Raw genomic sequence first — 13804 nt, 5'->3', positions numbered from 1 at the left:
GCGAAAGGCGAATTATAGCGTCGTGAAAGGCGCCAAATGGCCGAGAGCGCCCATTTTTTAATCGAAAAGACGCTAAAATAACGGTCTTTGGTCGTCTGGCCGCGTGCCGGTTTTGCATCGAAATCCGGCTTCCCGTGCACTCGTGGAACCGCGCTGGCGACCCATTCAAACACGTGCACAACACTCGCCAGGAGAAATGTATGTCAATGGCCGACCGCGACGGCAAGATCTGGATGGATGGCAAGCTGATCGACTGGCGCGACGCCAACATCCATGTGCTGACCCACACGCTGCACTACGGCATGGGCGTTTTCGAGGGCGTGCGTGCCTACAAGACCAGCAACGGCACGTCGATCTTCCGCCTCAAGGATCACACCAGGCGCCTGCTGAATTCCGCCAAGATCTTCCAGATGGAAGTCCCGTTCGACCACGTTACGCTCGAAGCCGCGCAGCTCGAAGTGGTCGGCGTGAACAAACTCGAATCCTGCTATATCCGCCCGATCATCTGGGTGGGATCGGAGAAGCTCGGGGTATCGGCGAAGGGCAACACCATTCACGTCGCGATCGCCGCATGGCCGTGGGGCGCCTATCTTGGCGACGACGGCATTGCGAAGGGCATCCGCGTGAAAACGTCATCGTTCACGCGTCATCATGTGAACGTGTCCATGGTTCGCGCGAAGGCGTCCGGCTGGTACGTGAACTCGATCCTCGCGAATCAGGAAGCCATCACGGACGGCTACGACGAAGCGCTGCTGCTCGACGTGGACGGCTACGTCTCCGAAGGCTCCGGCGAAAACTTCTTCCTGGTGAACAACGGCAAGCTCTATACGCCGGATCTGGCGTCGTGCCTTGACGGCATCACGCGCGACACGGTCATCACGCTCGCACGCGACTTCGGCATTCCGGTGATCGAAAAGCGCATCACCCGCGACGAGGTTTATACCTGCGACGAAGCCTTCTTCACCGGCACGGCCGCCGAAGTCACGCCAATCCGGGAACTGGACAATCGCACTATCGGCGAAGGCAAGCGCGGGCCGGTCACGGAGAAACTGCAAAGCGCTTTCTTCGATATCGTGAGCGGCAAGAACGAGAAGTACGCGGACTGGCTGTCGGCGGTCAAGTAAATATCACGCATGATGTGCGGCGGCGAACCAGCGGTAAAAGCGGTTCGCCGCGTCCCCAGAATAGAACGTAGAAACGAACCCGAACGAGATTCCTGATGAGTGAACTGAAGAGCGAACTGAAGGAAATGCCGCTGGTGCAGTTGTCGGCGAAAGACGTGCCGGCGTTCTGCCCGAATCCCAACATGCCGCGCTGGAGCACGCACCCGCGCGTGTTTCTCGATATCTCGCACGGCGAAGCACGTTGCCCGTATTGCGGCACGCGCTACAAGCTGAAAGACGGCGAAACGATCAAGGGTCACTGACCACGCGGCTCTTGCTCGCCGCGGGCCGAAGATTCAGCAGGCGGCCTGGGAACAAGTAACCCGCGGCGGCGACACGCTGTATCGTTTATCACGCACATACGCGCTGTCATGTCCGGCGGCTTTCCCGGACATGACAGCCTACCTCGACGTCCGGCGCGCATCGCACCAGGCGCCAACCACCCCATTTGTACCGGCCAGCAAACGCTTAACGGCTTAGGCTGCGTCATTTTCGAGATTGGAATCTAAATAGATGCGTCGCGCGTTGGTTATCGCCCCGAACTGGATTGGTGACGCATTGATGGCGCAGCCGCTGTTTTCGCTGCTCAAGAAACTGCATCCGCGCATTGTGATCGACGCCGTCGCGCCCGCCTGGGTCGCGCCGGTGCTGGAGCGCATGCCCGAGATCCACGATGTCTACGCCACCGATCTCGCTCACGGCAAGCTGCAAATGCTGCGCCGGTGGCAACTCGCGAGCGACCTGCGCGACGTTGGCTACGACGCCGCCTATGTGCTGCCGAATTCGTTCAAGTCGGCGCTGATTCCGTGGATGGCCGGCATCAACCTGCGCGTGGGCTACAAGGGCGAAAGCCGATACGGCCTGCTCAACGTGCGGCATGCGAATCCGCAAAAAGACCAGCGCCCACCGATGGTCAACCAGTACGCCGCTCTCGCCTACGCACCGGGCGCGAAGCTGCCGTGGCTGCAGGAAAACGCGACCGTTTCCATGCCCGTGCCTCGTCTCGATCTCGACCTGAACGAAGCCGCGCGTGTCTCCACGCGCTTCAATCTCGATACCCGCGCGCCGCTCGTTGTATTTTGTCCCGGCGCGGAGTTTGGTCCGGCCAAACGCTGGCCGCCGGAGCATTTTGCATCGCTTGCGCAATTCATCGCGCAGTCGTTTCCGTATGCCCGCATTGTGGCGCTCGGCTCGCCGAAAGATGCGCCAATCGCGCAGGCAATCGCCGACCGCGCGCCGAACGTGCGCAACCTGTGCGGCCAGACATCGCTGGGCGAAGCGTGCGCGCTGATTTCGCGTGCAAGCGCCGTGGTCACCAACGATTCCGGCCTGATGCACGTCGCCGCCGCGTTGCGCCGCCCGCTGGTCGCGGTGTTCGGCTCGACCGACCCGCGCCACACGCCGCCCCTCTCCGACCTCGCAAAGGTACAATGGTTGCACCTCGAATGCAGTCCGTGCTTTGCCCGCGAGTGTCCGCTGGGTCATCTGAACTGCCTGCGCGAACTCGGCGCGGACCAGGTTTTCGGCGATCTGCGCGGCATGTTGATGACGCAGCGTGGCTGATGCGGCGTGCTTGGTGCCGCATGAAGCCCGCTTTAAAGCCCGCTTCACATAACTTCGTCAAAGTCGCCTGATCGAGCCACAGCGCCGGGACGCATGACGGCCTGCATTGATCGGCCGCGCACGTTGCCGTCCTCATGCGAGCGCCGACACGCCAATGCCACCCGAGCGGGGGCATGCTTTTGAAACTTGACCGAACCGTGGCGTCTTTTGTCCGCAAAACACTGGGCGCCGTGCATCGAACGTTAGAGACCCACTAGCCATGCCACGTTTTGCCCGCCTCTTCGAAGCTGCCGCCGATACCCTCAACGCCTACTACCAGGCCGTTTCGGAGGGCAATATCGACAGCGTGATGGCGCTCTGGATCGACGAGGAATTCGCCACGTTCATCTGTTCGGACGGCTCGCACCTGAGCGGCCTCGACAGCATTCGCGCAGGTCTTGCCGCGCAACTCGAACTCCAGCCGGTGACCGTGGAGCCGCTCGATATCCGCGTCTACGACAGCCTTGGCACCGTGGTCTACGCGATCGCGGAAGCACATCAGTCCGCCGAACCGGGCAGCACGCCGGTGATGGTTTTCAGCACCTATGTAATGGTTCATGAACGTGGGGAATGGCGCATAGCGCATATCCACGCGAGTGCGATGCCAGACGAAGCCGCCGGTCAGGTTGCCGCCAAAATGCGTCATGGGCAGGGTCCGCTGCATTGAAACGGCCTTCACAGCGCGTTGCGCTGGAACGCGGAGAAGTCCATGAATGGTTTGAGGAATGCTCGCCGGAAGGTGTTCATGGGCTTGCCTACACCTCCGGCCAAGCTGGTATTCAAGTTCGATCTCGTTCTATAGCGCGCCATGAAACGCGATTCATCTCACCTCATTGCTCCCGGCCCGGCCCGCGCGACGGCATCGGACGGTGATGCGCCCTCAACGCCCTCGGCTGTGGATGCGATTGTCGATCCGTTGGTCGACCTGCTGTACCAGGCGCCGCGATGGCTGCCGACCGCTCACGCGCAGACCATCGTGCCCGCGTTGTTCGCGCGCCGGCCAATGGTGGAATACAGAAGGGAACGATGGACCACGCCGGATGGCGATTTCATCGATCTTGACTGGCTCGACAAGGCCGGTAGCAACGCCGCCGATACCGCGCAATCACAGCCCCAGGCGCCGCTTTTTGTCCTCTTCCACGGACTCGAAGGCAGTTCGGATTCCCACTACGCGCGCGTATTGATGGCCGAAGCCCAGGCGCGCGGCTGGCTTGGCGTCGTGCCGCATTTTCGAAGCTGCAGCGGTTCAATGAATCTCCTGCCGCGCTTCTACCATCTCGCCGACAGCGCCGAAGTCGACTGGATCCTGCGCCGGCTGAAGGCGCAGCACAAAGGGCCGGTGGTCGCGGCGGGTGTTTCGCTGGGCGGCAACGTGTTGTTACGATGGCTTTGCGAGCAGGAACAGGACGCGAGCGCCATTCTCGATGCCGCCGCCGCGATCTCCGCGCCGCTCGACGTCCACGCCGGCGGCCACGCGATATCGCAGGGATTCGGCATGGTCTACACCCGCAGTTTCCTCAAGACGCTCAAGAGCAAGGCGCTCGCAAAACTCGATCAGTACCCCGGCCTCTTCGACCGCGACGCCATGCTGGCCGCCCGCACCATGCATGCATTCGACAACGCCGTCACCGCGCCCGTCCACGGTTTCCGCGATACCGACGACTATTGGACCCGCGCCACCACGCGGCCGTTTTTGCCGCGCATCGCGGCGCCCACGCTCGTGCTGAACGCGCGCAACGATCCGTTCTTGCCCGGACGCGTGCTGCCATCGGTGACGGAAGTATCCGCCGCTGTCACACTCGACCAGCCCGCGCACGGCGGCCACGTCGGATTCATGACCGGGCCGTTTCCGGGACGTATCGACTGGTTGTCGCAGCGGGTTTTCGGCTACTTGCAGACGCATGTCCGGCAAGTCGCGGCGGCTTCGGCCAACACGGATTCCACGCATGGATGAGATCGTCAAGCAGGCGCTGGCCAAATGGCCGAATGTCCCGCATTGCACCGGCTGGCTGCTGCTCGACCGGCGCGGCCAGTGGCGCATGCGCGACGACGCCACGCAAGCAGCCCGTTTGCCCGGCGATATCATCCGCCACGACGCGCTTCTGGGCTTTATCAACCGCAATTACGCCGCCGATGAAACCGGTCAGTGGTTCTTCCAGAACGGTCCGCAGCGCGTGTATGTGGAACTGGGTTATACGCCATGGATCGTGCGGCTGGCCGCAACAGACGGCGCTCTCAAGCTGACCGATCACGCGGGTGGCGCGTTCGAGCCGTCCGAAGCGTGGCTGGACGATCAGGGAAATGTGCTTTTCTCGGATTCGACGCGTGTTGCCGCCTTGCACGATCATGACCTCGATCTGTTTGCATCGCACGCGGAATTCAGTGAAGACAGTGGCGTTTTCCACTTCGCGCCGAGCGTGGATTTGCCTTTGCAGCCCATCTCGCGCAAAGACGTGGCAGGACGCTTCGGCTTCGTCACCAGTCCGGCGGCGAAAGCGGCGGCCTAGCTGTCGTCCTTTTCCATCTCGCGCTCTTCCTTGTAGCGCGTCTCGAAGTCGCGCAGCCGCGCGGATATCGTCGATAAATCGTAGAAACCCGCGTTCTTCAGATCGCGCGCGGCCTGCAACTGCCGGATCGCCGAAGGCCACGCGCCATCCAGCGCGAGCTTTTCCGCCATCGCGCGATGCTGCTGCATCGGGTCGTTCGCGCCCGCGCTCGCTTGCGCCAGGTATCGCCACCAGTCGGGCTGATTGGGGTCATCGCGCGTCTCGCGGCGAGCCAGCGCCTGCGCTTCGGCAAAACGGCGCGCCGATAACAACGCCTGCAAATGCGCTTCGATAGCCGCGTGCGATGCCGGCCAACGCGCCTGGGCGATATCGGCGAGATGGATGGCTTCGTTGTCGTGACCGGCGAGGCGCGCGATATCGGCGGCGAGGACATCGAGGCTTGGCGAACTGCGAACTTGCGGACGCTTCGCCGCGACCGTGCCCAGGTTCACGACGTTGGCAGGAGATTTCGACACGGCATTCAGCGACGCCAGCGCCGCGCTCGCGGGCGAAGCGACATCGATTGATAGCGGCGGCGGGATGGCGCTGTCATTGTTGCTGGTGGCAGCCGGCGCCTTCTGTTCCCCGGACACGAGACGATCCTCCTGCGCCGATTCCGCGTCGAACACTTTCCGAGTTTCGGCCAGCGATGTGTTCGCGGCATCGTAGTCGCGCTGAAGCGTCTGCGCGAGCGCGATCCCGTACCAGTTCGCGGCCACGTTCAGCGCCGTCTGATCCTCGATTTCAGCGCGCAACCGGCTCGCGACATCGCGATATTCGCTCGTTGAATTGACCTGCAGCACGCGTGCGCGCGCTCGCACGAAACCGTATTCCGGATCCTGCTGCGGCTGCCGGTAGGCCACCCGGCGCGCGCGATCCTCCATATCGGCCATGCGCTCGCCCGTCAGCGGATGCGTGCGCAGATACGGCGGCACGCCGTTGTCGCCCATCGCGGTGCGGTCGAGCCGGGCGAAAAACGAGACCATTGCGTAGGGATCGTAGCCCGCCGCGCTCAGCATCTGGAAGCCGACGCGATCCGCTTCGTGTTCCGCCGAACGTGAAAAGCGCAGCTGGTTATCGAGCGCGAACGCCTGGCCGCCCATCGCGATTCCCATTCCCAGGTCGCCGCTGTGCGCCACCACGCCCGCGAGCACGCCGAACAACATCGCCGCGATCGCCGCGTAGCCGCTGCGTTCGCTGGAACCGATCATCCGCGCGATGTGCCGCTGCAGCACGTGTCCCATCTCGTGCCCGACCACCGACGCCAGTTCCGACTCTGTCTGGGTCGTCGCGATCAGCCCCGTGTTCACGCCGATAAAACCGCCGGGCATGGAGAACGCGTTGATCTGCGGATCGCGCACGGGAAAGAGATCGAAGTCCGGCAGATAGCCGCCGATGTACTGCGTCGCCGCAGCCGCCGACAAACGCGCGGCGATCGAATTCAGGTAATCGCGAATGAGCCAGTCATCGAGATAATCCGGATCGCGCCGTAGATCGCGCATCAGACGCTCACCGAGACGGCGTTCGGCTTGTGGCGTGAGCGCGCCGCCGGAGCCATCGCCGAGATCGGGGAGTTGGAGCGCGTTCATCGACGCCTGGAGACTCGCTTTCTCACCCGGCCGATTGGCGAAGCGCGCGGCCGCGCCGCCATAGAGGCCGAAGACGTTGGCGTCGATGGTTGCGCTCGGTGTGGTGAGCGAATCGCTGGAAGCCGCTGCGGTTTGTGCCTGTGTTTGCGCCGGTATTTGTGCCGATGTTTGTGCGAAAGCGCCGTGAGGCAGGCCCACGGTCAGGCACAACACGACTGTGATCAGGCGGTTTGGACGCATGGCAAGCTTTGCTATACGGATGGCCGGAGGCATCGGCCGGAAAGGCTTATCGTAGCAGCGTGAGCGCGCGTGGACCACCCGCACGCCGCTGGTATCATGAGCGCCGATGCAAGGAGAATTCATGTCCGGACTTACACATTTCGATGCTTCTGGCGAAGCGCACATGGTCGATGTCGGCGACAAAAGCGAAACGCGGCGGATTGCGGTTGCGCGCGGCTCCATCGCAATGTTGCCCGCCACACTCGCGCTGATCCGCGACGGCAAAGCCAAGAAAGGCGACGTGCTCGGCGTTGCACGGATTGCGGCGATCCAGGGTGCAAAGCGCACGTCGGATCTGATCCCGCTATGCCATCCGCTGGCGCTCACGCGCGTGGCGGTGGATTTTTCCATCGATGAAACACTGCCCGGCGTGCATTGCGAAGTGCGCGTTGAAACGGTCGGGCGGACCGGCGTGGAGATGGAAGCACTGATGGCCGTGCAGGTCGGGCTGCTGACGGTTTATGACATGTGCAAGGCGGTGGATCGGGGGATGACGATCACTAATGTGAAGGTCTTGGAAAAGCATGGGGGGAAGTCGGGGGATTGGGTGGCGAAGGAATAGCACCTTCCTCGTTGATTTCGGTTCGGAAAGACCAAGGCCGTTCCAGCTTGCGCTGGAACGGCCTTTAGTTTTCTCCACGCGGTAACGTCGGGATCAAGACGCGCGAGCGTCACTCATCGTCATCGTCATCGCTTTCATCCGTCTCCGATGCCGCCGGCACGCCATACAGCTTCACCAGTTCCGCCTTGAACGCCGCGACCGGCTTGCCCTGCTCATCGAGCGACTTGAACACCAACTCCAGTTGTGTCGGCCAGTCGTGCAGCTCGGTCGCGAAAATCTTCAGCCGCGCCACGGTATCGAGCGCGTCCTGATTCTGACCGGCCAGCGCCTGCAGCACGGCGTATCGACGCAAGACGGTTTCTCCCGGCAACAGCGCGATCGCCTGACGATGCCTGTCGAGCTTGCTGGCAAGATCCTGGCCGTTCATGGGCAGCAACGTAGCCGCACCATATTCGCCCCACGCTCGAAACAGGAACGATGGATCCGCCGCGTACTGCTCTGCGGGCCGCGCACCGTAATACAGCACTTCCGCGCGGTTGTAATCGCGAAGCACCGGATAAAGCGAAAGCAGGCCGAGGACAACCAGCACAGCATAAAGCCCGAACGAAAACGAGCGCGAAACCAGTCGCAAAGGCCGCGTTTCGAGCAAGCCAAAAATCAGCATGGCGGGCATCAGATAAAACATGTACTGCTGCGGGTATTCGACAAGCGCGTGCATTGTCAGAACACCGAGCAACGCGAGCGCAAAAATCCGCGCAGGCGTATGCGGCGCGCGCAGCACACGCACGAGCCAGCCAATCACGCCGAACAACACGATCGCCAACCCAAGCAAACCGGTTTTGGCGAGCAGATCAATGAAGATATCGTGCGAATTATTCGCGATCTCCACACCGCCGAGTTCACGCACAAACTCGAACTGATGCAGCGGAAATTCGCCCCAGCCCACACCCAGCAACGGATGCGTCAGAAACATGGTCCAGCCGTATTTCCACAGCGCGAGCCGCGGCGCGATCTGGTTGGCGTCCTGCATGCGCTCCGCCGCCGACTGTCCCAGTTCAAGCTGATAGCGCACGTTCGCCCATCGGATCGCGGCGTTCACCGCGAAGAACAGCACCAGCAGCACGAAGGGAACCAGCCATGCGCGCGCCTTATGTTTGGCAGCATCGCTCGCGGGCGCGTCGGGATCGTCGGCGGCGCTCGGGCGGCCCTGGATCAAGGCCATCCATAAACCGGCGACCACGATCACGCCCATCTGCAACCACGGACCACGCGATACCGTCAGAGCAAGCCCCGCAGAAAATATCGCGGAGAGCGCGAACCATACGACCACGGGCAAGCGCCGCGTCTGTACCAGATAAAGCGCCCCCGCGGTCGCGAACGCGATGTACGTAGCAAGGTGATTCGCCTGCGCCATGTTGCCGAACGGCCGGCGCTCGACGCTCACGTTGTAGGCGACCACGAACGGCGAAAACTTCGCTTCCATATGAAAGAGTTGCACGACCTGGCAGAACACGGCGAACAGGCCGCCCACGATCAACGCCGATGCGCCCCAGCGCAACGCTTTCTCGGCCATTCCGGCGCGCACGAAGCCATATCCGGTATGCACGGCAATAAACGACGCCAGCAGATAACCGCCGCCGAGCCAGTTCATGGAGGGCTGCGCGACCGGAAGTACAACTGTCTGCGCCACAAGCAAAAGCCCGAGCACGAGCGGCATCAACGCGATGAGTGGCGTCGCGAATGCCACACGCGGCTCGGACAAGCGCACGACCAGCGCCATTCCGGCACCGAGCGCAAGAAACAACCCGAACGCGCTGTATTCGGCGTAGAAGGTCGGAATGGGATACGTATGGTTGACGACTGCAAATGGAATCGTCAGCGCCAGACAGAGGACGGAAAGAGTAAGGTAGCGCGCGATATTTGAAGGCATGAGGGGTCGGGAACGTCGGCAACCGGCGCACTATACAAAAAATTACTCATGCTGTGCGGCGCCCGGCATGAAATGCGCCGAAATCGCAGTCGATCGTTAGAAATCCGTGGCGCTTTCGGCAAAACAGAGAAGCTGAACACAATCCGCGTGCTCGCTTTCAAATATCGAATCAGCGATTACGGTTTCATGCGGTCAGCCTTTTCAGCACGATCTAACCGGCGTGGAACTTAAGCGCGGCATTCTGGCGGTGCAAGATTCGGCGCCAACGTCGCTGCTTCGGATGGCAACGGGCCTGCACCCGGCGCTGGCAACGACGACGATGATTTCGTCGCGGCGAAGCATTCCCAGGTTATAGATCCCGCCTGGACCGAACCCTTCGTCAAAGCCGTTCGCGCGGTCGGCGCTTCGGCGTTATCGGGCGTGGACGGCACCAGAACGATTGTGTTCGATCCGGCGGGCGCTACACGCGTGGAATATGCAATGGTGATCTGGCCGTTGTCTTCATCCACGTGAATGGATTCCACGTTACGCGTGCCTGGCGGCGTGGAATATCCGCCGCCCAGATCAGATCCGCTCGCGGCATTTTCAGCCACGGCCAACCGCGCTGAAGACGCGAGCGACAACCCCTCTCCCACCCGGCTGCGCGCCAGATAATCCTGATACGCCGGAATCGCATACGCCGCGACCACGCCCACAATTGCCAACACGATCATCAACTCGATCAGCGTAAAACCCAGCCCCAAGCGCTTCTTTTTATCCCGCGCCAATAGCCGCCGAAACCACGACTGGCCTTCCCTGATGCTCTTGAACCCGCACACCGCTACTGTCATTGCTGAACTCCCAAAAGGACGAAGCGTCTGGCTGCGTGATGCAATCCAGACGCTTCGATCTTATTGAGCCCGGCAAGGCCCTGACAGTCAGCCAAACGGCCACCGCTTCACGGCAAAATCAGTGTGCGGCGTTGGATTGCGCGGCCTGCCCGCGCTTGCGGAAGAGCCAGCCAACCGCCAGCACCAGCACAGCTCCCGCAATGTGCGCGGCGTACTCTGCGCTCGGCACGTTCAGCGCGGGCCAGCGGTCAATAAACGGATCGCCAATGATCAACCCGCCCGCGATCCACCCGAGCAACCCGGCGCCAAGCGCGATCACGATCGGGAATTTATCGATCAGCTTCAACACAAGCGTGCTGCCCCACACGATCAGCGGAATGCTTACGAGCAAACCGAAGATCACGAGTGCGAGCCGATGCTGCGGATCGGCGGCCTCGGCGGCGCCCGCGACCGCGATCACGTTGTCGAGGCTCATGACAGCGTCGGCAACGATGATGGTCTTGATCGCGGTCCAAAGCTGATCGGCCGGTTTCACGTTCGGATCGCCGTGATCCGGCATCATGAGTTTCACGCCGATCCACAACAGCAAAAGGCCGCCGACAAACTTGAGGAACGGAATATCGAGCAGCACGACGGCGAACGCGATCAGCACCACACGAAGGATGATTGCGCCGAGCGTGCCGAGCAGCACGCCGCGAGTGCGTTGTTGATCGGGCAGATTGCGCACGGCGAGCGCGATGACGACCGCGTTATCGCCGCCGAGCAGGATATCGATGATGATGATTTGTAAAACAGCGCCCCAATGGAGCGTGGCGAAGAATTCGAGCATGAAAAAACCGGTGAGCGACAGCAACAAAAAGCACGCCCAACAAAAAAGCGGGGAAGCATCAGCTCCCCCGCTCTTAGTACCGACGTGTTACGCAAGGCTTACATAAGCATATCAAAAGCCTGCGTTTTCTGTCGATCAGCCGTTCCTTAAAGCATCGCCTTCAACAAACGCGCCATTTCCGACGGGTTCTTCGTGACGGTGATACCGCATGCTTCCATGATTTCCAGCTTGGCATCGGCCGTATCCGCACCGCCCGAAATCAGCGCGCCCGCGTGGCCCATGCGCTTTCCAGCCGGAGCCGTGACACCCGCAATGAAGCCAACCACCGGCTTCTTCATGTTGTCCTTGATCCAGTAAGCCGCGTTCGCTTCGTCCGGGCCACCGATCTCTCCGATCATGATCACGGCGTCCGTGTCGGGATCGTCGTTGAACATCTTCATGACGTCGATGTGCTTCAGGCCGTTGATCGGATCGCCGCCAATGCCGACTGCCGACGACTGGCCAAGACCAATCGCCGTCAACTGGCCAACCGCTTCGTACGTGAGCGTGCCCGAACGCGACACCACGCCAATGCGGCCCTTGCGGTGAATGTGACCCGGCATGATGCCGATCTTCAGTTCGTCCGGCGTGATCGTGCCCGGGCAGTTCGGTCCGAGCAGCAGCGTCTTGCGATTTTCGCGACGCATACGGTCCTTGATCTCGAGCATGTCGCGCACGGGAATGCCTTCCGTGATGCAGATCGCGAGATCCAGGTCGGCTTCGACCGCTTCCCAGATTGCAGCAGCGGCGCCAGCCGGCGGCACGTAGATCACTGAAACGGTTGCACCCGTTTCAGCCTTCGCTTCCGCGACGCTTGCGTAGATGGGGATGCCTTCGAAATCTTCGCCGGCGCGCTTCGGGTTCACGCCCGCAACGTATGCCTCACGGCCGTTCGCGTACTCGCGGCAAGCGCGGGTGTGGAACTGGCCGGTCTTACCGGTAATGCCCTGGGTAATAACCTTCGTGTCTTTGTTGATCAGAATCGACATGGTGTGCCTCTGTTCGTCGACGCCGCTTTTCACCTGCGCACCTTGGGTTCAAGGCGCGGCCGGGCGGAAAAGCGCCGCCTTTCGTGTCTGGTGGAACGCTCGTAATTGCCGGAAATGATCCTGGCGCTTACTTGCCCTCGGCTGCCGCGACGACCTTCTGCGCAGCTTCTTCCATGCTGTCGGCCGCGATGATGGGCAAGCCCGAATCCGCCAGCATCTTCTTGCCGAGATCTTCGTTCGTGCCCTTCATGCGCACGACCAGAGGAACCTTCAGCGACACAGCCTTCGAGGCTTCGATCACGCCTTCCGCGATCACGTCGCAGCGCATGATGCCGCCGAAAATGTTCACGAGGATCGCCTTCAGGCCCGGGTTCTTCAACATGATCTTGAAGGCTTCCGTGACCTTTTCGGTCGTGGCGCCGCCGCCCACGTCGAGGAAGTTGGCCGGCTCGCCGCCGAACAGCTTGATGGTGTCCATGGTCGCCATTGCCAGACCCGCACCGTTCACCAGGCAGCCGATGTTGCCATCGAGCGAGATGTAGGCCAGATCAAACTTCGATGCTTCCACTTCAGCCGGATCTTCTTCGTCCAGATCGCGATACGCCACGATGTCCGGATGACGGAACAGCGCGTTGGCATCGAAATTGAACTTGGCGTCGAGTGCGATCACCTTGCCGTCGCCCGTGACGATCAGCGGGTTGATTTCGGCCAGCGATGCATCCGTTTCCCAGAATGCCTTGTACAGGCCTTGCAGGATCGCGCGAGCTTGCGGGATCGAACCTTCGGGAATGCCGATCTTGCGCGAGAGATCGTCGGCGTCCTTGTCTTCAAGGCCCGTCGATGGCTCGACGGCGAACTTGTGCAGCAGTTCCGGCGTCTTTTCCGCGACTTCTTCAATGTCCATGCCGCCTTCGCTCGATGCCATCACCACGACTTTTTGCGTGATGCGGTCGAGCACGAGGCCCACGTACAGTTCCTTCTTGATGTCCGCGCCTTCTTCGATCAGGAGGCGGTTCACCTTTTGGCCTTCAGGGCCGGTCTGGTGCGTGACGAGCTGCATGCCGAGGATCTGGTTCGAATATTCGCGAACCTGGTCCAGCGTCTTCGCAACCTTCACGCCGCCGCCTTTACCACGGCCACCAGCGTGAATCTGAGCCTTGACGACCCATACCGGGCCGCCCAGCTCTTCAGCGGCCTTGACCGCATCGTCCACCGAGAACACGGGCTTGCCGCGCGGGACCGCGACGCCGAACTTCCGCAGGATTTCCTTTCCCTGGTACTCGTGAATCTTCATGCGTGATTCCTTCAGTCTGAGAGTTGGATTGAACTTCGAATGGTTGATTACGAAGATTTACGCCGAGCAATGTATCCGGTGGCGATGACAAGCGTCGCCGGACGCATGCTGATTCTGCTGGTATTTCGTGGTCGGCCAGTTCTGGTGAACCT

The 13804-nt window shown here is 61.5% G+C and carries 13 protein-coding genes; 7 read left to right on the top strand and 6 right to left on the bottom strand.

Features of this window, described 5'->3' with window-relative positions:
* The first annotated feature begins 200 nt into the window (after positions 1–200).
* From ACRWA7_RS19350 to ACRWA7_RS19325, 6 genes are all read left to right on the top strand, one after another.
* Positions 201–1124, top strand: coding sequence for a branched-chain amino acid transaminase (locus ACRWA7_RS19350; RefSeq protein WP_438395537.1), 924 nt, complete (start codon positions 201–203; stop codon positions 1122–1124).
* Positions 1125–1219: 95 nt separating this feature from the next.
* Positions 1220–1426 carry a zinc-finger domain-containing protein gene (locus ACRWA7_RS19345; RefSeq protein ID WP_060856990.1) on the top strand — a complete coding sequence of 69 codons (207 nt, stop codon included), beginning with the start codon at positions 1220–1222 and terminating at the stop codon, positions 1424–1426.
* Positions 1427–1676: 250 nt separating this feature from the next.
* Positions 1677–2726, top strand: a complete 1050-nt coding sequence (waaF, locus tag ACRWA7_RS19340; RefSeq protein WP_060856989.1) for a lipopolysaccharide heptosyltransferase II — start codon at positions 1677–1679, stop codon at positions 2724–2726.
* Positions 2727–2985: 259 nt separating this feature from the next.
* Entirely contained in the window at positions 2986–3432 is a 447-nt protein-coding gene (locus tag ACRWA7_RS19335) for a nuclear transport factor 2 family protein (protein ID WP_060856988.1), read from the top strand.
* Positions 3433–3573: 141 nt separating this feature from the next.
* Positions 3574–4719 (top strand): hydrolase, encoded by a 1146-nt coding sequence (locus ACRWA7_RS19330; protein ID WP_438395534.1) that lies wholly within the window; start codon positions 3574–3576, stop codon positions 4717–4719.
* On the top strand, positions 4712–5272 hold the full coding sequence (locus ACRWA7_RS19325; RefSeq protein WP_438395532.1) for a DUF2946 family protein: 561 nt from the start codon (positions 4712–4714) through the stop codon (positions 5270–5272). Before ACRWA7_RS19330 ends, ACRWA7_RS19325 begins: the two co-directional genes overlap by 8 nt.
* On the opposite strand, the gene ACRWA7_RS19320 is transcribed toward ACRWA7_RS19325, so the two are convergent.
* The gene (locus ACRWA7_RS19320; RefSeq protein ID WP_438395531.1) at positions 5269–7140 is read right to left on the bottom strand and encodes a M48 family metalloprotease; all 1872 of its coding nucleotides are present in this window, start codon (positions 7138–7140) and stop codon (positions 5269–5271) included. The genes ACRWA7_RS19325 and ACRWA7_RS19320 overlap by 4 nt on opposite strands.
* 121 nt (positions 7141–7261) lie before the next feature.
* On the opposite strand from ACRWA7_RS19320, the gene moaC reads away from it, so the two are divergent.
* The gene (gene moaC, locus ACRWA7_RS19315) at positions 7262–7741 is read left to right on the top strand and encodes a cyclic pyranopterin monophosphate synthase MoaC (RefSeq protein ID WP_438395529.1); all 480 of its coding nucleotides are present in this window, start codon (positions 7262–7264) and stop codon (positions 7739–7741) included.
* 109 nt (positions 7742–7850) lie between these two features.
* On the opposite strand, the gene ACRWA7_RS19310 is transcribed toward moaC, so the two are convergent.
* The 5 genes from ACRWA7_RS19310 to sucC all read right to left on the bottom strand — a co-directional run bounded on the left by ACRWA7_RS19310 (position 7851) and on the right by sucC (position 13667).
* Positions 7851–9671 carry a PglL family O-oligosaccharyltransferase gene (locus ACRWA7_RS19310; protein ID WP_438395528.1) on the bottom strand — a complete coding sequence of 607 codons (1821 nt, stop codon included), beginning with the start codon at positions 9669–9671 and terminating at the stop codon, positions 7851–7853.
* Between the two features lie 227 nt (positions 9672–9898).
* On the bottom strand, positions 9899–10501 hold the full coding sequence (locus tag ACRWA7_RS19305) for a pilin (RefSeq protein ID WP_438395526.1): 603 nt from the start codon (positions 10499–10501) through the stop codon (positions 9899–9901).
* Between the two features lie 118 nt (positions 10502–10619).
* On the bottom strand, positions 10620–11330 hold the full coding sequence (locus ACRWA7_RS19300) for a TerC family protein (protein ID WP_438395525.1): 711 nt from the start codon (positions 11328–11330) through the stop codon (positions 10620–10622).
* Between the two features lie 146 nt (positions 11331–11476).
* A complete protein-coding gene (sucD, locus tag ACRWA7_RS19295; protein ID WP_031359567.1) occupies positions 11477–12358 on the bottom strand; it encodes a succinate--CoA ligase subunit alpha in 882 nt (293 codons plus the stop codon).
* Positions 12359–12485: 127 nt separating this feature from the next.
* On the bottom strand, positions 12486–13667 hold the full coding sequence (gene sucC / locus ACRWA7_RS19290; RefSeq protein ID WP_341845230.1) for an ADP-forming succinate--CoA ligase subunit beta: 1182 nt from the start codon (positions 13665–13667) through the stop codon (positions 12486–12488).
* Positions 13668–13804: the final 137 nt, after the last annotated feature.

It is taken from the genome of Caballeronia sp. DA-9 (assembly GCF_051615025.1).
Classification (GTDB): Bacteria; Pseudomonadota; Gammaproteobacteria; order Burkholderiales; family Burkholderiaceae; genus Caballeronia; species Caballeronia sordidicola.
This window is presented reverse-complemented; position numbering and strand designations above follow the sequence as displayed.

Excerpts from the sequence above, each read along its gene's own strand:
- ACRWA7_RS19335 (WP_060856988.1), top strand. The coding sequence starts at position 2,986 with ATGCCACGTTTTGCCCGCCTCTTCGAAGCTGCCGCCGATACCCTCAAC.
- ACRWA7_RS19305 (WP_438395526.1), bottom strand. The coding sequence starts at position 10,501 with ATGACAGTAGCGGTGTGCGGGTTCAAGAGCATCAGGGAAGGCCAGTCG.
- ACRWA7_RS19350 (WP_438395537.1), top strand. The coding sequence starts at position 201 with ATGTCAATGGCCGACCGCGACGGCAAGATCTGGATGGATGGCAAGCTG.
- ACRWA7_RS19345 (WP_060856990.1), top strand. The coding sequence starts at position 1,220 with ATGAGTGAACTGAAGAGCGAACTGAAGGAAATGCCGCTGGTGCAGTTG.
- sucD (WP_031359567.1), bottom strand. The coding sequence starts at position 12,358 with ATGTCGATTCTGATCAACAAAGACACGAAGGTTATTACCCAGGGCATT.
- moaC (WP_438395529.1), top strand. The coding sequence starts at position 7,262 with ATGTCCGGACTTACACATTTCGATGCTTCTGGCGAAGCGCACATGGTC.
- waaF (WP_060856989.1), top strand. The coding sequence starts at position 1,677 with ATGCGTCGCGCGTTGGTTATCGCCCCGAACTGGATTGGTGACGCATTG.
- ACRWA7_RS19310 (WP_438395528.1), bottom strand. The coding sequence starts at position 9,671 with ATGCCTTCAAATATCGCGCGCTACCTTACTCTTTCCGTCCTCTGTCTG.
- ACRWA7_RS19300 (WP_438395525.1), bottom strand. The coding sequence starts at position 11,330 with ATGCTCGAATTCTTCGCCACGCTCCATTGGGGCGCTGTTTTACAAATC.
- ACRWA7_RS19325 (WP_438395532.1), top strand. The coding sequence starts at position 4,712 with ATGGATGAGATCGTCAAGCAGGCGCTGGCCAAATGGCCGAATGTCCCG.
- ACRWA7_RS19320 (WP_438395531.1), bottom strand. The coding sequence starts at position 7,140 with ATGCGTCCAAACCGCCTGATCACAGTCGTGTTGTGCCTGACCGTGGGC.
- ACRWA7_RS19330 (WP_438395534.1), top strand. The coding sequence starts at position 3,574 with ATGAAACGCGATTCATCTCACCTCATTGCTCCCGGCCCGGCCCGCGCG.